This is a genomic window from Frankia nepalensis (genome assembly GCF_016786325.1).
Lineage (GTDB): Bacteria > Actinomycetota > Actinomycetes > Frankiales > Frankiaceae > Pseudofrankia > Pseudofrankia nepalensis.
Map to the genome: position 1 here is coordinate 1 of NZ_JADWYU010000023.1, position 20,186 is coordinate 20,186.

At 73.8% G+C, this 20,186-nt stretch carries 19 protein-coding genes and 1 tRNA gene; 12 read left to right on the forward strand and 8 right to left on the reverse strand.

Annotation, left to right across the window (positions count from 1 at the left end; genetic code table 11):
* Nucleotides 1–81: 81 nt before the first annotated feature.
* The 5 genes from I6A81_RS00540 to I6A81_RS00560 form a co-directional block, all read right to left on the reverse strand.
* Complete coding sequence (locus I6A81_RS00540) at nucleotides 82–1,239, reverse strand: BMP family ABC transporter substrate-binding protein (protein ID WP_203008494.1); 1,158 nt, start codon at nucleotides 1,237–1,239, stop codon at nucleotides 82–84.
* Between the two features lie 272 nt (nucleotides 1,240–1,511).
* Complete coding sequence (locus tag I6A81_RS00545; RefSeq protein ID WP_203006014.1) at nucleotides 1,512–2,429, reverse strand: ABC transporter permease; 918 nt, start codon at nucleotides 2,427–2,429, stop codon at nucleotides 1,512–1,514.
* Nucleotides 2,426–3,586: an ABC transporter permease gene (locus tag I6A81_RS00550; protein ID WP_203006013.1), complete on the reverse strand. Its 1,161-nt coding sequence runs from the start codon at nucleotides 3,584–3,586 to the stop codon at nucleotides 2,426–2,428. Before I6A81_RS00550 ends, I6A81_RS00545 begins: the two co-directional genes overlap by 4 nt.
* Nucleotides 3,583–5,271: an ABC transporter ATP-binding protein gene (locus I6A81_RS00555; protein ID WP_238430345.1), complete on the reverse strand. Its 1,689-nt coding sequence runs from the start codon at nucleotides 5,269–5,271 to the stop codon at nucleotides 3,583–3,585. Before I6A81_RS00555 ends, I6A81_RS00550 begins: the two co-directional genes overlap by 4 nt.
* A 256-nt stretch (nucleotides 5,272–5,527) precedes the next feature.
* Nucleotides 5,528–6,319, reverse strand: coding sequence for a GntR family transcriptional regulator (locus tag I6A81_RS00560; protein WP_203006012.1), 792 nt, complete (start codon nucleotides 6,317–6,319; stop codon nucleotides 5,528–5,530).
* 587 nt (nucleotides 6,320–6,906) lie between these two features.
* Here I6A81_RS00560 and I6A81_RS00565 point away from each other — a divergent pair.
* On the forward strand, nucleotides 6,907–7,587 hold the full coding sequence (locus I6A81_RS00565) for an alpha/beta fold hydrolase (RefSeq protein WP_203006011.1): 681 nt from the start codon (nucleotides 6,907–6,909) through the stop codon (nucleotides 7,585–7,587).
* Nucleotides 7,588–7,690: 103 nt separating this feature from the next.
* On the opposite strand, the gene I6A81_RS00570 is transcribed toward I6A81_RS00565, so the two are convergent.
* Complete coding sequence (locus tag I6A81_RS00570; RefSeq protein ID WP_203006010.1) at nucleotides 7,691–7,966, reverse strand: hypothetical protein; 276 nt, start codon at nucleotides 7,964–7,966, stop codon at nucleotides 7,691–7,693.
* Between the two features lie 212 nt (nucleotides 7,967–8,178).
* Here I6A81_RS00570 and I6A81_RS00575 point away from each other — a divergent pair, with 212 nt between their 5' ends.
* Nucleotides 8,179–8,409, forward strand: a complete 231-nt coding sequence (locus I6A81_RS00575) for a hypothetical protein (RefSeq protein WP_203006009.1) — start codon at nucleotides 8,179–8,181, stop codon at nucleotides 8,407–8,409.
* A 254-nt stretch (nucleotides 8,410–8,663) separates the two neighbouring features.
* Here the strand turns inward: I6A81_RS00575 and I6A81_RS00580 are convergent, their stop codons facing one another.
* Entirely contained in the window at nucleotides 8,664–9,020 is a 357-nt protein-coding gene (locus I6A81_RS00580; protein ID WP_203006008.1) for an FmdB family zinc ribbon protein, read from the reverse strand.
* A 112-nt stretch (nucleotides 9,021–9,132) separates the two neighbouring features.
* Nucleotides 9,133–10,068, reverse strand: a complete 936-nt coding sequence (locus I6A81_RS00585) for a 5-formyltetrahydrofolate cyclo-ligase (RefSeq protein WP_307874378.1) — start codon at nucleotides 10,066–10,068, stop codon at nucleotides 9,133–9,135.
* 229 nt (nucleotides 10,069–10,297) lie between these two features.
* Here I6A81_RS00585 and galU point away from each other — a divergent pair, with 229 nt between their 5' ends.
* The 10 genes from galU (at nucleotide 10,298) to I6A81_RS00635 (ending at nucleotide 20,114) form a co-directional block, all read left to right on the forward strand.
* Nucleotides 10,298–11,218, forward strand: coding sequence for a UTP--glucose-1-phosphate uridylyltransferase GalU (gene galU, locus I6A81_RS00590; protein ID WP_203006007.1), 921 nt, complete (start codon nucleotides 10,298–10,300; stop codon nucleotides 11,216–11,218).
* Nucleotides 11,219–11,567: 349 nt separating this feature from the next.
* Nucleotides 11,568–12,815 (forward strand): molybdotransferase-like divisome protein Glp, encoded by a 1,248-nt coding sequence (glp, locus tag I6A81_RS00595; RefSeq protein WP_203006006.1) that lies wholly within the window; start codon nucleotides 11,568–11,570, stop codon nucleotides 12,813–12,815.
* 84 nt (nucleotides 12,816–12,899) lie between these two features.
* On the forward strand, nucleotides 12,900–13,487 hold the full coding sequence (gene moaC, locus I6A81_RS00600) for a cyclic pyranopterin monophosphate synthase MoaC (protein WP_238430343.1): 588 nt from the start codon (nucleotides 12,900–12,902) through the stop codon (nucleotides 13,485–13,487).
* A gap of 49 nt (nucleotides 13,488–13,536) precedes the next feature.
* The gene (locus I6A81_RS00605; protein ID WP_203006005.1) at nucleotides 13,537–14,124 is read left to right on the forward strand and encodes a MogA/MoaB family molybdenum cofactor biosynthesis protein; all 588 of its coding nucleotides are present in this window, start codon (nucleotides 13,537–13,539) and stop codon (nucleotides 14,122–14,124) included.
* The gene (locus I6A81_RS00610) at nucleotides 14,121–14,753 is read left to right on the forward strand and encodes a GNAT family N-acetyltransferase (protein ID WP_203006004.1); all 633 of its coding nucleotides are present in this window, start codon (nucleotides 14,121–14,123) and stop codon (nucleotides 14,751–14,753) included. The genes I6A81_RS00605 and I6A81_RS00610 overlap by 4 nt, the downstream gene beginning before the upstream one ends.
* Nucleotides 14,754–15,243: 490 nt before the next feature.
* A complete protein-coding gene (locus I6A81_RS00615; protein WP_203006003.1) occupies nucleotides 15,244–16,860 on the forward strand; it encodes a gephyrin-like molybdotransferase receptor GlpR in 1,617 nt (538 codons plus the stop codon).
* 799 nt (nucleotides 16,861–17,659) lie between these two features.
* On the forward strand, nucleotides 17,660–18,244 hold the full coding sequence (locus tag I6A81_RS00620; RefSeq protein ID WP_203006002.1) for a hypothetical protein: 585 nt from the start codon (nucleotides 17,660–17,662) through the stop codon (nucleotides 18,242–18,244).
* A 77-nt stretch (nucleotides 18,245–18,321) separates the two neighbouring features.
* A tRNA-Ala gene (locus I6A81_RS00625) sits at nucleotides 18,322–18,395 on the forward strand.
* A gap of 367 nt (nucleotides 18,396–18,762) precedes the next feature.
* Nucleotides 18,763–18,975 (forward strand): hypothetical protein, encoded by a 213-nt coding sequence (locus tag I6A81_RS00630; RefSeq protein WP_203006001.1) that lies wholly within the window; start codon nucleotides 18,763–18,765, stop codon nucleotides 18,973–18,975.
* Nucleotides 18,976–19,448: 473 nt separating this feature from the next.
* Nucleotides 19,449–20,114: a cutinase family protein gene (locus tag I6A81_RS00635; protein WP_203006000.1), complete on the forward strand. Its 666-nt coding sequence runs from the start codon at nucleotides 19,449–19,451 to the stop codon at nucleotides 20,112–20,114.
* Nucleotides 20,115–20,186 lie beyond the last annotated feature (72 nt).

Genomic DNA, 20,186 nt, shown 5'->3' on the forward strand with positions numbered 1-20,186 from the left:
GAGGACGCGGCGCGGAGGTCCCTTGGGAGCGCAGCGAGCAAGGGGCCGGAGCGCCGCGCCCGGACGGAGCGAACCAAGAAACTAGGACTTGGGCAGTTCGCCGATCACGCCGTCGACGAAGAAGTCGATGCCGTCGAGGGTGGCGTAGTCGGGCACCGTGCCGGCGGGGATCTGCACCGTGCCGTCCTGGTCGGTCACCGGGCCGACGAACGGTGAGCCGTCCGCCGCCGAGATGGCCGTCTTCGCCTGCTCGATGGCCGCCTTGGCCTCGGCGCTGACGGCCGGGCCGAATTCCGACTGGATGAACGGGTTCTCGCCGTTCTTGTAGCCGACCCGGTAGTTGGCGTTGTACTTGCTGCCGGTGAACTCGCCGGCCAGCGCCGTCTTCACGATGTCGGTGTAAAGCGGGCCCCAGTTCCACTCGGAGCCGGTCAGCCAGCCCTTCGGGGCCAGCTCGGACGCGTCCGCGTGGTAGCCGACGGTGAAGGCGCCCGCGGCCTCGGTCGTCTTGATGACGGTGCCGGTGCAGTCCTGGTGCTGGGTGATGACGTCGACGCCCTGGGAGAGCAGGCTCTGGGTGGCCTGCGCCTGCTTGGCCGGGTCACACCAGTTGGAGGTGTTGACCGTGTAGGTCTTGGCCTCCGGGTTCACCGACTTCGCGCCGAGCTCGAACGCGTTGATGTTGGCGATCGTCTGCGGGATCGGGAACGCGTACACGTAGCCGAGCTTGTTGGTCTTGGTCGTGAGCCCGGCCGCGATGCCGGCCAGGTAGACCGGCTCGTAGACGGTGCCGAAGTAGGTGCCGGTGTTCGCGGTGACCTTGCCGTCGGCGATCACGTTGCCCTGCTGGACGACGACGACGTCCGGGTGCTCCTCGGCGACCTTGAGCGCGGCGTCGAGGTGGCCGTAGCTGGTCGCGAAGATGATCTTCGCGCCCTTCTGGATCATCGAGTTCATGACCCGGGCGGCGTTGTCGTCCTCGGGCACGTTCTCGGCGGTGATGACCTCCAGGTCGGGGAAGGCCTTCTTGATCTCCTCGCTGCCCTGGAAGGCGGCCTGGTTATACCCGTAGTCGTCCTTCGGGCCGACGAAGATGAAGCCGACCGCCTTGCTGTCCTTGCCCGGCACCGTGGAGCCGGCACCCGCGTCGTCGTTCTGGGACGCCGCGCTGCTGCAGCCGGCGGCCGCCAGGGCGAGCGCGGTGAGCAGCACCGCCGCGCGCCGTTTGCCGAATCGCATTTAAAGGGTCCTTTCAGGGGTGGATTGCGGGAGCGCCGTGGGGACGGGCTGTTTGAAGGCAGGGGAAACGGGCGCCGGGGCAGGGCGGGGCGCGCCTGGGCGGGGTGAAGGAGAGCCGGACCGGCGGGGCGGGGGCTGGGGGCCGGGGGCGGGGGGGGGGGGGGGGGGGGGGGGGCGGGCGCGGGGGGGGGGGGGGGGGGGGGGGGGGGGGGGGGGCCCGGGCCCCGCCCGCACCCGCGAGGGGACCGGCCGGGCCGCGGGGAGCGGGGGCGCTAGGCGGTTCGCGTCTCGAAGACCCGGCGCAGCTCGTCGGGCGCGGCGAGCAGGGTGCGCTTGCCGAGGACGGCGAGGACCAGGATCGTCACCACGAACGGGATCGCGTCGAGCGCGAACTGGTTGATCCCGTAGCCGCGCGCCTGCAGCGCGGGGGACAGCGCGAGCGCCGCGCCGAACAGGTACGAGCCGGCCATGACCCGCAGCGGGTTCCAGGTCGCGAAGATCACCAGTGCGACCGCGATGAAGCCGCGGCCGACGGTCATGTTCTCGAACCAGGCGTTCGAGTAGGCGATCGACAGGTGCGCTCCGCCCAGGCCGCACAGCCCGCCGCCCGCGATCACCGAGGCGTACCGCACGGTGCTGGTCGAGTACCCGTGGACCAGCAGCACCTCGGAATGCTCGCCGGCGGTGCGGACGAGCAGGCCGACCCGGCTCCGGTAGAGCAGCCACCAGACCGCGGGCGCCACGAAGAACGACAGGTAGGTCAGCGGGTCATGGGTGAACAGGATCTCCCCGACCCAGGGGATCGAGGACAGCCCGGGCACGTCCCACGGGTCGAGCGAGTTGATCTGCCGGCCCACGTAGGCGGCGCCGAACAGGGAGGTGAGGCCCAGGGCGAAGAACATCACCGTGAGGCCCGCCGCGAACTGGTTGGCCTTGCGGGCCACCACCAGCACCGCGTGCACCGCGGCGAGCGCCGCGCCCGCGCCGATGCCGGCGAGCACGCCGACCCAAGGGCTGCCCGACGTCGCCGTCGCCGCGTACGCCGCCAGCGCGCCGCCGAGCATGCAGCCCTCGGTGCCCAGGTTGATGACGCCGGCCCGCTCGGACACGGTCTCGCCGAGCCCGGCGAACATGATCGCCGTGCCGCCCACGACCGCCCCGGACAGGACGTCGACCGCCAGGCTGCTCATCGCGCGTTACCCCCGCTCTTGCGCCGCGCCGTCCAGCCGAGGACGGCGATGAGCACCAGGCCCATCAGGATGTTGACCGTGGCCGCCGGCAGCCCCGCGTCAAGCTGCAGGCTGTCGCCCGCGACCGTGATCGCGGCGAGCGCGAGCGCCGCGACCACGACGGACAGCGGGTTGTGCCTGGCGAGCCAGCTCGCCAGGAAGGCGATGTAGCCGAAGTTGGTGGTGATCCCGGTGCGCAGCTTGTACTCGACGCCGGCGAAGTGGACCATCCCGGCCAGGCCGGCGAGCGCGCCGCCGACGAGCATCGCCGAGAGCAGCAGCAGCGCGACCGGGAGCCCGGCGCGCCGCGCCGCCTCCGGGTTGCCGCCGATCACCCGCAGCCGGAATCCCCAGGTCGTGTAGCGCAGCAGCACGAAGACCACCGCCGTCGCGATCAGCGCGAAGACGAAGCCGACGTGCACCGCCGACATGCCGAGGTAGGGCAGCTTCGCGGGGTCCGCGAGCTCCGCGCTGGTCGGCTGGCCGGTGCCGTCCGGGTCCTTCCACGGCGAGTAGATCAGGTACAGCAGGATGTCCAGGGCGATGTAGTTCATCAGCAGCGTGCTGACGGCCTCGTTGATGCCGACGGTGAGCCGCAGCAGGGCCGCCAGCCCCGCCCAGGCCGCGCCCGCCGCCATCGCCGCGACGACCATCAGGACGACGACCAGCCCGCCGCCCAGTTTGTCGTCGAACGCGAGCGCGATGCCGCCGGCGGCGACCGCGCCGATCACGATCTGTCCTTCGCCGCCGACGTTGACCAGCCCGGCCCTGGCCGGCACCACCACCGCGAGCGCGCCCAGCAGCAGCGGAGCCGCCTTGACGAAGATCTGCTCGATCGACGGGGTGTTGGTGAACGTCGAGGTCCACACGTCCGCGTAGACGGTGAACGGGTTGGCGCCCTTGGCGAGCAGGAGCACCGTGAAGACCACGAGCGCGGCGCCGAGCGCGGCCGCCCAACGGCCGAGCCCGCGGCCGATCCCGGCCAGCCGGCTCTCGGCCGCCGGCGCGGCCGGGCTCCCGGGAGCGCCAGGTGCCCCGGGAGCGCCGGACGCTGGGGGAGGCGCCGCCGTCGCCGCGTCCGGCGGCGAGAACTGCGCAGGTATCGTCGCCTCGGTCACGAGCCCTCGCCCCCCGTCTGAGCGTCCTTGGCCACGGCCGCCGCGTCGGTGGCCGTCTCGTCCCCTGTCCCGTCCGCCGCGGCTGTCTCGGCCGTGGGCACCGGGTCCGCGGCGGCCGGCGTGGCCGCCGGGACCGCCACGCCGCCGGTCATCAGGGCGCCGAGCTCCTGGCGGTTGGTGGTGGCGGCCGGCACGACGCCGGTGAGCCGGCCGGCGCAGAACACCGCGATCCGGTCCGCCACCGACATCAGCTCGTCGAGGTCCTCGGAGACGACCAGCAGCCCGGCGCCGTCGGCCCGGCGGGCCAGCAGCAGCTCCTGGGTGCGCCGGGTGGTCGCGATGTCCAGGCCGCGGCTCGGGTAGGCGGCGACGACGAGGCTCGCGTCGCGGCCGAGCGCCCGCGAGAGCATCACCCGCTGGATGTTGCCGCCGGACAGGTCGGCGACCCGCCGGTGCGGCGGCGCCATCCGCAGCTGGACCTTCTCGTTGATGTCCGAGGTGTGCCGCCCGACCCGGCCCCAGTCGAGGCCTATCCGGCGCAGGAAGGCGCGCAGGTGGCCGAGCGCCATGTGCTCGAGCACCGTGAGCGTGGGGACGACCGCGTCGTTGACCGGGTCCTCCGGCACATCGACCGCCCCGGCCGTGAGCCCCGCCGTGGGGCCGCCGCGGCCGAGTTCGCGCCCGCTCACCCGGACCGTGCCGGCGGACGTCGGCCGGGCGCCGACGGCGACCTCGCACAGCTCGCGCTGCCCGCTGCCGGCGACGCCCGCCACGCCGACGATCTCGCCGGGACTGACGGTCAGGGTGACGTCGTGCAGCGCGGTGACACCACGGTCGCCGAGCGCGCTCACCCCGACGAGCTCGAGGGCCGGCGGCGCCTCGGAGGCGACCGTCGGGCGCTCGGCGGGCAGGGCGGCCACCGTCTGGCCGACCATGGCCTCGACGAGCTCGGCGTCGGTCATCGGCTTCGGGTCCGTGCCGGCGAGCACCACCCGCCCGCCGCGCAGCACCGTCACCCGGTCGGCGATGGCCCGCACCTCGGCCAGCTTGTGGGTGACGATCACGATGCCGAAGCCCTGCGCGCGCAGCCGGCTCACCATGGCGAACAGCGCGTCCACCTCGGTCGGCGCCAGCACGCTGGTCGGCTCGTCGAGGATGACGATCCGGGCGCCCGTCATCAGCACCTTGAGGATCTCGGTGCGCTGGCGTTCGCCGATCGACAGGTGGCGCACCAGCGCGTCCGGCTCCACGGCGAGCCCGTAGGACTCGCTGGCCGCGGCGATGCGCCGGGACAGCTCACGGGCCTGGATCGTGACGCCCGACCGGGCCAGCGCGAGCGCGTAGTTCTCGGTGACGGTGAACGCGGGCACCAGCCGCAGGTCCTGGAAGACCATGCCGATGCCGAGCGCGCGTGCCTGCGTCGGCGAGCCGACCGCGACCTTCTCCCCGGCCACCCGCATCTCGCCGGAGTCCGGCTTGTACATGCCGTAGACGAGCTTGAGCAGCGTGGACTTGCCGGCGCCGTTCTCGCCGATGAGCGCGTGCACCTCACCCGGGCGGACGTCGAAGCTCACGTCGGAGTTGGCCAGCACCTCACCGAAGCGCTTGGTGAAACCGGTGACGCTCAGCAGCGGCTCGGCGGTCGTGGTCGACCCGCCGGGCGCCTCGACGGTCACCGTGGACATGGCCGGTTCCCGGAGGGCGAGACGTTCCGGCGCCCGGGAAGGCACCGCTGGACGGGCGGGTGGCTGGCTGCGCCGGGCAGGTGCCCGGACGTTGGTGACATCGCGACCTTCCGGTTCTTGGCCCAAGGTGACGGTTCCCTGGGTGCGTCGGGGCGAGGCCCGACCGTCCGGCCGCGTGGCGCGCCGCGCGTGGCCGGCCGGTATCACGGGAGGGCTGTCTCCCGGTGCCGGCGACGGCGGCGAGCGGTGGGCTAGGTCACGGGCCTTGGCGCGGTGAGCGGCCTCGGCGGAGCACCATCTGGGTGATGGCGCGGGCGGCCCGCTTCTCCACGACCTCCATCGACTCGCCCACATGGCTGCGCAGCTTGCGCACCGCCTCGGGCAGGTCGCCGGCGAGCACCGTCTCGACGATGTCGAGATGCTGCTCGATGGTGAGGTGGATGCGGTCCGCGGTCAGGAAGTCGTGCATTCGGACGGGCCGGATCCTGGCGTTGACGGCGCCGAGCATGTTGGCAAGCTCGACATTGCCGGACGCCCGGCTCAGCGTGAGATGGAATCCCTCGTCAAGGCCGACGAAGGAGGGGTCGGGGGCCGGCGGCGCGGCGCGTAGCGCACGCCAGCTGTCGCGCAGAGGTTCGAGCAGGGCGACGTCATGCGGCACGCCGGATTCCAGCGCGCGTTCCAGGCCCCGCAGTTCCAGCACGACCCGGATCTCATACAGGTCGCGCAGCCCGACGAGGTCCGGCTCGGCCGGGTAGTAGCCCCCGTCCGACCGTTTCTCGACGAGACCGTCGCTGGCCAGCCGGGCAAGCGCCTCCCGCACCGGTGTCCTGGACACCCCGAGCAGTGCCGCGAGCCTTTCCTCGGTCAGCCGGTCCCGGAACGAGAACTCGCCGGCCATCAGCCGCTGCCGCAGTCCGACATAGGCGTGGTCCCGCAGGTTCCCGGCCGTCAGCGGTTTCGTCGGCGACCCGCGCCGCTCGCCGCGCGCTGGCGCCGGCGACTGGGCACTCGACGGTCGTGCTGTCGGCGGCTGCGTCGGTGTCATATAGCCGAGCATCCGCCATAGGCGACAGTCGCGTCCCAGGCCCCCACCAGATCGGGGCGGCGGACGCTTCGGTCATGCGGGATACCCGGTGACGGGCGAGAAAGACCGGGCTGGCGACGACGAGCGGGCGGCACCGCGAGCAACACGGGCCGGACCGAAGGCACGGCGGGCATTACGGTCGCACCTCCTGCACGGGGCGGTGGTCCGGCCACTCGGCCGAGCCGCGACCCGCGGGCTAGGGGGGACCGACGCGCTGGCGCGCGGTGGCGGACGTGCCATCCCGGACACCATGCTCGACCCCCTGTCCATGAATACGGGTCTGTATACAGCCCCGTGTACATGCAGGTGACGGTAAAGATTCCCGTGTTTCGGATCAACGCGCCGCTTGTTACGTTCCTGGGTCGTCGGCGGCCCTGCCCGTTCATGAGGCCGGAGGGCGGTGTGCATGCTGGTGGCGGCTCGACAGGCTCGGCGGCGGGGGCCGCCGGCGAGCGGGCGAACCGACGGCCAGCGGTGGCCGGCCGGCGGCCCGTCACGAGTCCTGGTTTCGTGACGGCTTCTGTGACCATGGCGAGGGGGTGGCCGCCGTGCCGACGTCGGCGAGGGCGGGGACGGCGTCGTTCCTGCTGCTGCACGGGGCCGCTACGACGGGCGCGATCTGGGCCGGGGTGCGCCGGGAGCTGGGGGAGCGCCCGGTGCTGGCTCCCGACCGCCCGTCCTGCGGTGACCTCGACCGCGAGGTCGCGGCGCTGCGCGCGGCCGTCGAGGAGGTATCCGGCGCGGCGGGCGCCGGGCCGGTGGTGTTCGGGGGGGTGAGCGGCGGCGCCACGCTGGGGCTGGCCGCGCTCGCCGCCGGGGTGCCGCTGGCCGCGGCGGTGCTGCACGAGCCGGCCGTGGGCTCGCTGCTGCCCGGGCTGCTCGCGCCGATGGCGGCGGCGTTCGAGAGCGGTGGCGTGACCGCCTTCGGTCGCGCGCTCTACGGGGCGAGCTGGCGGCCGTCGGACGCGCCGGCCGACCCGGGCGCGGTGGGGCGCGACCTGGCGATGTTCCTGCGGTTCGAGCCGGCGATGCCGAGGCCCACTCCGGGGCCGGTGGTCATCACGGTCGGCGAGCGCTCACCGCAAGCCCGCTACCGGGCCGCGGAGGTCCTGCGCCGCGAGCTGGGTCTGCCGGTCCGCGTGCTCCCCGGCTGCGGGCACGCGGCCCATCTGGAGGCCCCTGGCGCCTTCGCCGCGCTGCTCCTGGAGACGGCCGGCGCGCTCGGCTGACCGGCCGCCGTGCCGGGCCCACCGACCGGGCCGCGTGCTTCACCCGTCCGTCCGACCGGACGTGTGCCCGACCGCCCGAGCGGCCGGCTGGCGGCCGTGCTGGTCAGCGGTCGACGTGGTGCGGGGGCACGTCCGAGAGCAGGCGGGCGAGGTCGTCGTGGCCGCCGGCCCGCAGCGAGTCCTCGGGGTCGACCCCGTGCGCCGGCCCGCCCTCCCAGTCGAGGTCGAGCCGGCGCCGCGGGGCCACCCGCGCCCCGGACACCGGCCGCGTGGTCTCCGTCGCCGAGGTGCCTGTGGTCGGCGTACCCGTGGCCGACTCGCCGGTGGGATTCTCGGTGAGGTTCTCGGCGGGGTCGGCCGTTGGCCGGTCGTTCACCATGCTCCGCTCCGATGCTGTCCGACTCTGGTCTGCCTGGTCCTGCCCGGATTCTGTCCGGTCCTGTTCGTGGATCCGCGCGGGCCGGGCGGGGACGCGCGGCTTCCAGCCGTGGCACGGCGGATCCGACGAGTGGAGTATGGATTCCGGTTTGCAATTGCTTTCGGGCAAATAATTGCCGAGCGCCTATCTAGCGCTACAGCAAAGTCGCTACGATGTTCGCCGTGGACGACGGTGAGCAGTTGGTTGGCATCGGGGACATCGCGTTCCAGCTCAAGATCACACGCCAGGCGGTCGACTACTGGACCCGCAAGGACCCGAAGTTTCCGGATCCCCTGCAGGTCATCAACGCGCCGGCGGGCAGTGGTGCCAAGGGAACTCGGGTCTGGCGCAAGCGTGACGTCGATGCCTGGATCCTCGAGCACTACCGGCGCAGGAAGATGTAGCCGGCGCCCCGCGGGCCGCGAAAGGCAAAACGGCGGCCGTGGTTGATGGCCCGGGCGCCGAATTGTCGGCCCCGAACAAACGGAGCTCCGGTTCCCGGGTCGTGCCGGTTCTCTGGCTCGCCTCGCGCGGAAGGCATGGCCTTTACCCCCGGACGGGCCCGCCCAGGGGCACGACCGGGTGGTGTCCCCATGCCGACAAGGAATGGGGACACCCGGCGCTGAAACACGGCCCGGCCCAGTGGCGCCGTGACCGGTCAGGCGGCGCTGGCGGTCGAACTGGCGGTCGAGCTCGTGGACGCGGACGTCGAGCCGGCGGTGGTCGACGAGCCGCTGGAGTCCGCCTTCGCGGAGTCCTTGCTGGAGCTGTCGGCGCTGGAGCTGTCCGCCGCGCCGTCCTTCGACCGCTGGGCAGGGGCGCTGGTGGACGACGAGCCGGACCGGCTGTCGGTCTTGTAGAACCCGCTGCCCTTGAACACGACGCCCACCGAGCTGAAGACCTTGCGCAGCCGGCCTCCGCACACCGGGCACTCGGTCAGCGCGGCGTCGCTGAAGTTCTGCGCAACCTCCAGGTCGTCGCCGCAGGCGGTGCAGCGGTACTGGTACGTCGGCAAGGTCTCCTCCCCAGGAGTTGGCACTCGTAGGTGACGACTGCCAACTCTAACCGGTCGACGCCTCGTCGCGTTCCCCTTGGACCGGACGAACCCGTATCCGGACCGTCACACGTCACCGGCAGCGAACGACGCGGGTGGGCGTGACGATGACCCAGACGGACAGGTCGTGCGCGGCGACGGGTACCTCGTCCACGATCGCGTGGTCGTCGACGACGGCGATCAGCGGCGTGCCCGCGCGGGCCCGGCGCAGCGCGCGGTCGTACGAGCCGCCGCCGCGGCCAAGCCGGCGCCCGCGCGGGTCGACGGCGACCGCGGGGACGATGACCGCGTCCGCCCGCGCGAGCTCGACGGCCGGCGCTCCGCGCGGCGGCTCACGCGTGCCCAGGGCGCCCGGAACCAGGACGCCGCTGAACTCGCGGAAGTCGAGGTCGAGATCCGCCCGCACGGCGGGCAGCAGCACCCGCGTCCCCCGTGCCCGTAGCTCGTCCAGCAATGGCCTGGTGCTCGGCTCGCCCGCCAGGCTGACGAAGGCGGCGACCCGCCTGGCCATGGCGATCTCCGGCAGGGAGAGGACCTGGCGGGCGATGGCGGCCCCGCCAACTCCGCCAGTCCCGCCAGCCCCGGTGGCCCGCGGCCCCGTGGCCGCCTGCGGCGCACCCCCGCTGGACCCGCCACCCGCGCTGGTGATCGCGCCGGGCGCCGGCCTCGGCCCGGTGGCGCCGCGCCGCGCCGCCAGCCGCCGGCGCAGGTCGGCCTTCGCTCGCGACACGTCGCCCCCGCGGGTGTCGTCGCCCGCGGCGCCGTCGCTCTCGGCGCGGTCGTTTTCGGCGCCGTCGCTCTCGGTGCCGTCGCTCTCGGTGTCGCCGTTTTCGGTGTCGCCGCCGGGGGGGTCAGGGGCGCGCGGGCCGTCGGGCGGCCTGGACCGGCCGGCCACGACCGCGCCGGCGGGCACGCCGCCTCGGGACGCTCCGCCCCCGTCGCGCGCGTCCCGGTATCCGTCGCCGGTCGCCCGCCTGGCGTCGCGCGCCGTCCCGTCCCGCTCCCGCACGGCTCAAGACTGCCCGAAGTCGGCGCCAGGCGGGAGCCGGCCGGCCGCGGGGCTCACCGGCGACCACGCCGCGCTCCCGGCGCCGCCCGGCCGGACGGCCGCCGCGCCGGCCCACCCCGCGTTCACCCTCGCCGTTCACCGTCCGGCAGCGCGCGCGGTATGTCGAGTTAACCGTGACGTGTGCCAGGGGTTGTGCCCGCCGTCAGCCCGGCCCACTAAGGTTTTGGCTATGCCAGTGACGAAGGCGGTAATTCCGGCCGCGGGCCTCGGGACCCGGTTCCTGCCGGCGACGAAGGCCGTGCCCAAGGAGATGCTGCCCGTCGTCGATCGACCGGCCATCGAATACGTGGTCGAGGAGGCGTCTCGCGCCGGCCTACGGGATGTCCTGCTCATCACCAGCCGGTCGAAGAAGGCCGTCGAGGACCACTTCGACCGTGATGGCGAGCTTGAGCAGGCACTCGAGCGCAAGAAGGACGAGGCCCGGCTCGGCCGGGTGCGTGCCTCCGCCGAACTGGGCGCGGTGCACTCCGTTCGCCAGGGCGCGCCGCGTGGGCTGGGGCACGCGGTGCTGTGCGGCGCGGCGCACGTCGGCGACGAGCCGTTCGCCGTGCTGCTCGGCGACGACCTGATCGACGAACGGGATCCGCTGCTGCCCGAGATGCTGGACGTGCAGGCGCGGTTCGGCGGCAGCGTGATCGCGCTGATGGAGGTTCCGGAGGAGATGGTGTCGATGTACGGCGTCGCCACCGTCGACCCCGAGCCCGTGCTGGCCGGCCGGCGCTACCAGACGGTGCGCATCCGTGACCTGGTCGAGAAGCCTCCGGTGGACGAGGCGCCGAGCAACCTCGCCATCATCGGCCGCTACGTGCTCTCGCCCGCGGTCTTCGACGTGCTCCGGCGCACCCAGCCGGGCCGCGGCGGGGAGATCCAGCTCACCGACGCGCTGCGCGAGCTGGCTCAGGCCGGAGACGAGGCCGGCCAGCCGGTCCACGGAGTGATCTTCACTGGCCGGCGTTACGACACCGGCGACCGGATCGACTACCTCAAGGCCGTGATCCGCCTCGCCTGCGAGCGGCCCGACCTCGGGCCCGAGCTCTATCCCTGGCTGGAGGAGTACGTCGCCTCGGGCGGCCCGAAGGCGGACGGCTGACCCCGGCACCCTAGGGGCGTTGTTCTCCTGGAGTTCCGTTCCCGGGCTTCCGTCGGCCGGATCCCGCGCGCTCTGCCGCTCTGAGCAGGCAAAACGCCCGGACGACGGAGTCCTGTCGCCAACCGCGCCGCGGTGAGATGCTGTTGCTCTCACGCAACGGGCCGCCACGTCTCTTGACGGGCCCAGCACGCGGCCGGAACGCTGCGGACCCTGGGACCGCATACACCGGGGCGGCTGGGCGTGAGCCGGACTTCGGGCCAAGGCCTGTGACAGCCCGCGGCGGGGGACGCGGGCTGCCCGGGTTATCCACGGAACGGGACCGTGGAATTGAAGAACGGAACAAGCGCCAATGAAGACCGTCGACGAGCATATTTCGGACATTCTGGGCGCCGTCGCGGTACTACCGGCCCGGCGCCTTCCCCTGCCGACGGTGCACGGATGCGTGCTGGCGGCCAACGTGCGCGCGACCATCGCGCTTCCCGGGTTCGACAATTCGGCGATGGACGGATACGCGGTGCGCGCCGCCGATGTCGCGACGGCCAGCGAGGACGCTCCGGTGCGCCTGCCGGTGGCCGGGGAGATCGCGGCGGGCGCCGCGCTCCCGCCCGAGGTCGCCCCGGGCACCGCTGTGCGGATCATGACGGGCGCGCCGTTCCCGCCGGGCGCCGACACCGTCGTGCAGGTCGAGTGGACCGACGGCGGGACCGAGACCGTTGCCGTCCACCGGCCCGCCGAGCGCGGCCTGCACATCCGCAGGAAGGGCGAGGAGGTCGCCATCGGCGACCTGGTGCTCACCGCGGGGACGATGCTGGGTGCCGCGCAGATCGGCCTGCTCGCCGCGGTCAACGTCGCGAACCCGCCGGTGCACCCGCGTCCTCGGCTCGCCGTGCTGTCCACCGGCAGCGAGCTGGTGGACGTCGGCGGCCGGGTGGGCCCAGGCCAGATCGTCGACTCGAACAGCCACGCCGTCGTCGCCGCGGCGCGCGAGGCCGGCGCCGAGGCCCGTCGCCTCACCGGAGTGCCGGACGACCCGGAGCGCTTCGAGGAGGCGCTGCGGTCGGTGCTGCCCGAGGTGGACGCGATCGTCACCACGGGTGGGGTGAGCGTCGGCGCCCACGACATCGTCAAGGAGGTGCTCACCGCCACCGGGGAGGTGAGGTTCGAGAGAATCGCCATGCAGCCTGGCAAGCCCCAGGGCTTCGGCGTGATCGACGGTGTCCCGGTGTTCACGCTGCCCGGCAACCCGGTGAGCGCGCTGGTGTCGTTCGAGCTGTTCGTCCGGCCGGCGCTGCGCCGGATGCGCGGGCTGACCGGCAGCGGGCGCCCGCGGGTGACGGTCACCGTCGCCGAGGCGCTGCGCTCACCCGCCGGCAAGCGTTCGTTCCCCCGGGTGCGCGTCACCCGCGGCGAGGACGGCGGGCTGCTCGCGTACTCTGCCGGCGGGCAGGGCTCGCACCATCTGGCCGCGGCCGCCGGGGCGAACGCGCTGCTCGTCGTCCCCGAGGACGTGACCGAGGTGGAGGCCGGAAAGCCGGCGACCGCGATCCTGCTTGCCGCCGACCCGACGGACGGCGACCTCGCGGCCGCCGTGCTCTGACCGGGCCGCGAAGAGCGACCGGACCGGATCGGACAGGACCGGGGACCGGATCGACAGGACCGGATCGACAGGATGGGAGCGCGGATGGGTGCCGGGCCGTCCAGTTCGCCGGCGGGCTCGTCGCCTGACGAGTCGCCGGCGCCTCGGCTCACCCATGTCGACGAGTCCGGGGCCGCGCGGATGGTCGACGTGTCCGCCAAGGACGTCACCGTCCGTACCGCCACCGCGGGCGGGCGCCTGTTGGTGAGCCCGGCGGTGGTCGAGCTGCTGCGCGGCGAGGGCGTGCCGAAGGGCGACGCGCTCGGCACCGCGAGGATCGCCGGGATCATGGGCGCGAAGCGCACCTCGGAGCTGGTGCCGCTGTGCCATCCGCTGGCGCTGTCCGGCGTCACGGTCGACCTCACGGTGCGCGACGACGCGGTGGAGATCGTCGCGACCGTGAAGACCACGGACCGCACCGGCGTCGAGATGGAGGCGCTCACCGCCGTCGCGGTCGCCGGCCTCACCCTGCATGACATGGTCAAGGCGGTGGACCCGGCGGCGGAGCTCACCGGCGTCCGGCTGCTGGCCAAGTCGGGCGGCCGGCGCGGCGACTGGCGCCGCCCGGGCACCGAGCCCGGCGACCCCGCCGTGACCGCCGGCGGCCCGGCGGGCCAAACTGGCGGAGCATGAACGACGGGGACCGGCATGAGGGAGCCGGCATGAGGGAGAAGGAGACGGCGTGAGCGGGTCCGCTGGGCTGCCGGAGGGCGCGCGGGCCAGCGTCGTCACGGTCTCCGACCGGGCGTTCCACGGGACCTACGCCGACCGCTCCGGCCCGTTGCTCGCCGACGGGCTCGCCGGCCTCGGCTTCCTGGTCGACGCCCCGGTCGTGGTGCCGGACGAGCGCGACCAGATCGTCGCGGCGCTGCGCGCGGCGCTGTCCGCCGGGGCCGACCTCGTCGTCACCACCGGCGGCACGGGGCTCGCCCCTCGGGACGTGACCCCCGAGGCGACGGCCGACGTCGTCGAGCGGGACGTGCCCGGCCTCGCCGAGGCGCTGCGGGCCGCCGGCCGGGCCAAGGTGCCCACCGCCGTGCTGTCGCGCGGGCTGGCCGGCGCCACCGGCCGCGCGCTCGTGGTGAACCTGCCCGGCTCGACCGGCGGGGTGCGCGACGGTCTCGAGGTGCTCGGCCAGGTCGTCGGGCACGCGCTGGCCCAGCTGCGCGGGGCCGGCGACCACCGGCCAGCGCCTGGCCAGCCCGCGGCCGCCCAGCCACCTGGCCGTCATCAGCCGGGCCAGCACGAGGTCCGGGACGCGCGGCCGTGAACGCGCCCGGCTGGCCCGCGCGGCTGGCCGACGGGCCGGTTCGGGTCCGCCCGCTGCGGGTGCGCGACGGGCCGACCTGGGTCGACGTGCGCCGGCGGAACGGGGACTGGCTCGCGCCGTGGGAGGCGACCCCGCCCGGGGTGACCTCGGCCCGGATCGGCTGGGCACAGCGCCAGACGCTCGGCGTCTACAGCCAGATGCTGCGCCGGCTGCGCCAGCAGGCGCGGGCCGGCACGGCGCTGCCGTTCGCGACCGTGTACGGGGGCGCGCTGGTCGGGCAGATCACCGTGTCCACGATCGTGCGCGGGGCGTTCAACAGCGGTCATGTCGGCTACTGGGTGGATCAAGGCCACGCCGGTCGTGGAATCACACCGACCGCGCTCGCGCTGGTCGTGGATCACTGCTTCGGGCCGGTGGGCCTGCACCGGCTGGAGGCGAACGTGCGGCCGGAGAACACGGCCAGCCGCAGGGTGCTCGCGAAGCTGGGGTTCCGGGAGGAAGGCATGCACCGGCGCTACCTGGCCATCGACGGTTCCTACCGTGATCACATCGGTTACGCGCTCACCACCGAGGATGTGCCGGAGGGCCTGCTGGGCCGGTGGCACGAGGTGCGCTCCGCCCAGCGCTGACGAACATCGACAGCAAGCGCCCGCGCGGGGCACCGGCAACACTTTTCCAAGCCTCGGGCCCGCCGGTGGTGTCAGCTGGTAATGGCCGTACAGCGTCATCACTATGGGTGATGTCTGATAGCGCTCCGTAGTGTTCACCTTATTGAGCCTGATCACGCTTCACCGGAACCAGTTGACGTAGTCCGGCTGTTGCGCGACACGCGGGCTTGGGGTCGGTGACCCGACGGTATTCACTCACTAGCGTCAAGCATGAAATCGGAAACCCACCGCGGCCAGGAAGGCGTCCCATGGTCGGCATACCCGCGCTCCGTGCGCGCTCGGCGTCGCGCGCGCGCCGTCGTCGCGGTTCGCGGGTCCTCCCGCGGTCCGTAGCCATCTTCGGAGCTCGTGGCCGACCGCGCTCGGAGAAGACTGTTTTTTTGATCCGGGCTGTTACCGACCGCGTTCACGGCTGCCGTGAATCCGGCCGCCGAGGCCCGGTGATCGCCCGATGAGCGCGCTGATCTGGCTGACGATCGTCGGCGTCTGGGGTTTCGTTCTCATCCCGATGTGGCTGCGTCACCACGACGGGGCCCTGGAGCAGCGGTCCGCCGACCGGTTCTCCTCCGCGATGCGGGTGCTGTCGCGGCGCGGCGGCGGGCGCGCCCCCCTGGCGCACCCGGTCGACACCGGCGCCGACGACGACGACCTGGATGGGCTCGACGCCGACCCGGACTCCGACGTCGACCTGGGAATCGACGTCGATCTGGGCATCGACGCGGACCTGGACACCGAGGACGAGAGGGCCGAGTCGCCAGGCCGGGCCGCGCGGGTCCAACCGGACATGGCGACCGAGGACGACTCCGTCGCCCGGCCGGCCCCTGGGCTCGACGACGTCCGGGCGTCCTCGACCGCGCGGTCGTCCGCCGCCGGCCAGCGTGCCCCGGCCGCCGATGCCACCCGTCCGGGGCCGTCGGCCGAGGCGGGCCGGCAACCCGGCGCGGCCCGCGGCCCGGCCAGCCGGCCTCGCCCGGGGCCGGCGGTGGACGAGCGGACGGGAGAGCCCGACGAGACCGCGCACACCGTGGCGATCGCCTCCGCCCGTCCGGTGCCGCCGGCCCGGCGGCCCGACCTGGAGCGCCGCGCACTGTTGCGGCTGCGCCGGCAGCGCCTCGGCGTCCTGCTCGTCGCCGTGCCGGTCACGGTCGGTCTGGCGGCGGCGCTCGCCGGGATGTGGATCGTCGTGCAACTGCTGGTCGACGTGGGACTCGTCATCTATGTCACGCATCTGCGGCGCGCGGCGCGGGCCGAACGCCGGCTGGCCGCGTCCCGGGCCGCTCGCGACCGGCGGATCGCCGCCGAACGGGCCGCCCGCCGCGCGGGTCGGCCCGCCACGCCCGCCGGCGACGTGGCCGCGCCGGCCGAGGACGGGATGGCGGCGCGGGTGAGCCCGCCGGCGTCCGCCCGGCCGGCCAGGACCGCCGGGCCGGCGCACCCGGTGGCCGGTGGCGGCATCCCCGGGCGGCCGCGTGTCTCCGCCGGCCGGGGCGGCCGGATGGCGTCCCCCGAGTACGCCCCGGTCCGCCTCTCCGACGAGCGGGCGATCCCGCTGACCGAGGAGGAACTGGCCGCCGCGCGGGCGGAGACCGTGGAACTCGGCGGCTACGCGGCCGCTCGGCCCGCCGACGGCCCGGTGCCCGACGCCCATCCGACGGCGACCGCGTACCAGGCGTCGGCCTCGTCAGCTGACGCGTATCCGCCGGTGGCCGCGCCGTCGAGCACGCACCGGCCGCAGGCTTCCGCGCACCCGACGCCGGACGAGAACTACACCAACAACGTGCGAGTGACGGGCACGCGCCAGTCCTCCGGGCGGCCCAGCGCCCGCCCGCCGACGTCGCGCCCCGGCCGGGTGCAGATCAACCCGCCCGGCACCCACGGCGGTCTCACCGCGCCGCCGTCGGTTTCGGCTCCGTCGGTTTCGGCTCCTTCGGCGTCGGTCCCGTCGGTCCCGGCCCCCGCCGCGAGCGGCGCCGGCGTGCCCGACCCGGCGCCCGGCGACGGTCAGCCGGTCGGCGCCGAGGAGGCCGGCGGCGAGGTCCGGATGCTGCGCCCGGCTGTCGGCGGCTGACCGTCGCGCCTGGAGGCAGCGAGCTCGGCTCGTCAGGACGTCGGGTTCGGCGCGCCTCCCAGGCTCGGCGCGCCCAGGTTCGGCGCGCCTCACAGGTTCGGTGCGCCTGGTGTGGCGTAGGCGACACGGCGGGTGCGCGTCGTGGCCGTGCCATGCCGCGACGCGGCGGAAGTCGGAGCTGGTCAGGCGCGGCCGGCGGGGTTCGCCCTGGTATGACCGGCCTGTCCGCCGGGGCCCGGGCCGGTCGGTGGGGCGCGGGCCGCCGGGTGTCCCGCGAGAACCGGGTCCTGAGGCTGTGCATAATGGAGCCGTGACTCACCGTGTGCCGCTCAGCCTCGCGTCCCAGGACGCGGTGCCAGCCGAGCGCTGTCCGCGGTGTTGTCGTTGTCGACGCCCTCGCGTCCGCTGACGCCCGCGTTCTCGCAAGTCGCGGCGACGTCATAGCGGCGCCGGCCGGCAAGTGTCCGGCCAGGCAGGGACGCGAGGGGGCGAGCCGGTAAGCCTGTTGGCTGTCCCCTTGGCAGCCACCCGCTGGGCCGTTACGTCTGCCTGGGCCTGAGCCCCACGGATCTCGACTCCGAGGGCGTTCGTCCATCACCAGCCCCACCGCCGCGAGGCGGGCCCGTTCCGCCACATCCGTGGACCGGGCCCATGCCGCCGGGGTGGCCGCCGATGCGTCACCGTCAGCGACTACCTGCCTGTCCGGGTGGGTCGGGTCCGACGAGGACGCGGTGGCGTGGGCCGTGGGACGAACCGGCATGGCGGCGCGGACGGCCACCATCACCGAAAGGCAGCCGCCGTGACGTTCGAGGCCTGGCTCGACCGGCTACGGACCGACGGATACCTGCTCTGCCCGGCCAGCAGCGCCGTGCCCGTGGAGCTGCGCGCCGTGCGCCCCGACGGCTGGGGCGTGCACCTGCGCTGCCGCGGCGTCCACGTCCGTCTCGGTCTCTACCGGCCGGGCCGGTCGGTGTGGCAGGTGCCCCTGTGGGATCGGGAGGTCGTCCCCGAGGACGCGCTCGAACTCTGGGAGCACCAGCCGCCTCCGTCGGCCGCCGGCCTGCTGCCCGTCGGCACCCGTATCGCCTTCACCGGCGCGGCGGACGCGCCGGACCACCAGGCCGTCTTCGACGGCGCCACGGAACGCGGTTGGCGCGGCCACGAGGCCGGCCTCCTGAGCCCCGCCGATGCCGCCAAGATCTTCGGCACCCTTCTCGCCGCCACGGAACCCGAGCTGGCCCGTTGGCGCCGCCCCGCGCCGGCCCTCGGCGGGGCCGCGGCGCCGGCCGCGGCGCCGGCCACGGGGACCGTCCCCGCCGCCCGGACGGGCGCGGCGCCACGGCGGCCCGCCTTGGCCGGTTTCGCCACCGAACATCCTCATTGACCGAAGAGCCCAGAACATCCCAGTCGCCCCCACCCCCCACACGGCCCTGTCCGTCCTGTAAGCTGCGAAGTGCTTCCGGGGGTGTAGCTCAGCCTGGTAGAGCGCCTCCCTCGCACGGAGGAGGCCAGGGGTTCGAGTCCCCTCACCTCCACGAGCCGGCTTGCCGTGCTCGCTGAACCTTGTTCAGCATCGCCCGGAACCGCTTGTCTGCCTGGGAAGATCCCAGAACCCCCCGATGTCGGGCTTTCGCCCGGCCGGGGGTCGAATACAGGCGACGCCGAATACGGGCGGCGGAGTTCTGCCCGAATATGCGGGCCTCGGTCCTCGTCTCTCTTCACTTTCTTCGTTCTCCAGTGGAGAACCATCCGCCTCGGGCGCGGACTCGCGCACGGGGTTTTGGCCGTTGCCCGGCGGGGCCGCCGGTCACCGTCGCCCCCGATATTCGTGACTTCCCATGGCCATCAGGTCGGCGGCGCGGATTCCTTGGGAGTCGGGCCGTGGCGCGGGATGCTGGGTGGGTGCTGAGGGTCCGGCTGACGCTAGACGAACTGTCCGTGGACGTCCTGACCAAGGTCGGTGACCTGGAGCGGGTCCGCGCGGGTGTCCGGCGGGCGCTCACCCGCCACATGATCTCCGGGCACCCGACCCCGGACGGTGGTCATGTGCTGATCAACTGGCGGGCGGTCGGGACTGTCTCCGTCGAACTCGCGCCGACCCTCCCGGAGTCGTGACTCGCTGATCTCCCGGCGAGGAGAGCGGAGCGACACCGGTGGTGCCCACGGCGCTCGCCGCGCCGTCGCCGGCCCTGAACGCGATCCGCTAGGTGCCGTAAGCCCCGGGGAATGACCTGTTCGTCCTGCTCGGGTACGCGGACGAGCGCCCTGGTCCGGCCGAATCGCCGCGGTACCACGCGCCTACCTCGTCAAGCCCGGAGAGCGGTCGCCGACATCCTTTGCTGGCCCAGAGGTGCCAGCCGATGGTCCTTTATAGCTAGGACCACGGTCCGGCAACGCATTCGGTGCCCCGCCGGGGCCTGCGGTTTCCTCGGCGAGCCGTCGCCGGCGGGGACCCTCATGGCACCTAGGTGCCATTGGTTGCCGCAACCAACCATTCCTACGTTCGGGGCCGTCCCGGTGACCCCCAAACCGGGATGGCGCCCGACCCCCCTCCCGGGCGGCCAGCGACGAGGAAGGTGCTCGCGACGATGGTGCTCAAGAACGGAACTCTGATCACATTCCTGGCGATGGCCGCGGGCGTGGCCGGCGGCGTGAGCGGCTGTCCCGGGTCCGGGTCGACCCCGACCACCCCTACCGGCTGCGCCGACGTGGAGGTCGTCTTCGCCCGCGGCAGCGGGGAGCTGCCGGGCCTGGGGATCACTGGCGGACCGTTCGTCAGCTCCCTGAAGGCCAATCTGCCCGGCAAGACGGTGACCTCCTACGCGGTGAACTACGCGGCCGACATCGCCCAGACCTCGGCCGGCGCCGGTGCCACCGACATGACCAGACACGTCACCTCGGTGGCCGCCAAGTGCCCGAACACCGATTTCGTGCTCGGTGGATACTCACAGGGCGCGAGCGTCACCGACATCGCGATCGGCATCCCGACCCTGCTCGGCAGGGGCGAGACCATCCCGACCAACCTGGCTCCGCGGGTCGCGGCAGTCGTCGTCTTCGGCAACCCGCTGGCACTGTACGGGCAGCACATCCCGACCGCCAGCAAGCTCTACGGCTCCAAGGCCCGCGAGTACTGCGCGCTGGGCGACCCGGTCTGCGCGGGCGGCGTCAACGGCGCGGCCCATCTGACCTACGCCTCCAGCGGGATGACCACCCAGGGCGCGGTGTTCGCGGCCGGCAAGGTAACGGGCACCTGACCGGTCCGGCGCGGCGGCGCGGGGGCCCCCCCCCCCCCCCCCCCCGGGCGAGGGCACCCCCCCCGCCCCCCG

Coding starts and splice junctions, on each gene's coding strand:
- I6A81_RS00540 (WP_203008494.1), bottom strand. CDS start 1,239: ATGCGATTCGGCAAACGGCGCGCGGCGGTGCTGCTCACCGCGCTCGCC.
- I6A81_RS00545 (WP_203006014.1), bottom strand. CDS start 2,429: ATGAGCAGCCTGGCGGTCGACGTCCTGTCCGGGGCGGTCGTGGGCGGC.
- I6A81_RS00555 (WP_238430345.1), bottom strand. CDS start 5,271: ATGTCCACGGTGACCGTCGAGGCGCCCGGCGGGTCGACCACGACCGCC.
- I6A81_RS00560 (WP_203006012.1), bottom strand. CDS start 6,319: ATGACACCGACGCAGCCGCCGACAGCACGACCGTCGAGTGCCCAGTCG.
- I6A81_RS00570 (WP_203006010.1), bottom strand. CDS start 7,966: ATGGTGAACGACCGGCCAACGGCCGACCCCGCCGAGAACCTCACCGAG.
- I6A81_RS00575 (WP_203006009.1), top strand. CDS start 8,179: ATGTTCGCCGTGGACGACGGTGAGCAGTTGGTTGGCATCGGGGACATC.
- galU (WP_203006007.1), top strand. CDS start 10,298: ATGCCAGTGACGAAGGCGGTAATTCCGGCCGCGGGCCTCGGGACCCGG.
- glp (WP_203006006.1), top strand. CDS start 11,568: ATGAAGACCGTCGACGAGCATATTTCGGACATTCTGGGCGCCGTCGCG.
- moaC (WP_238430343.1), top strand. CDS start 12,900: ATGGGTGCCGGGCCGTCCAGTTCGCCGGCGGGCTCGTCGCCTGACGAG.
- I6A81_RS00615 (WP_203006003.1), top strand. CDS start 15,244: ATGAGCGCGCTGATCTGGCTGACGATCGTCGGCGTCTGGGGTTTCGTT.
- I6A81_RS00635 (WP_203006000.1), top strand. CDS start 19,449: ATGGTGCTCAAGAACGGAACTCTGATCACATTCCTGGCGATGGCCGCG.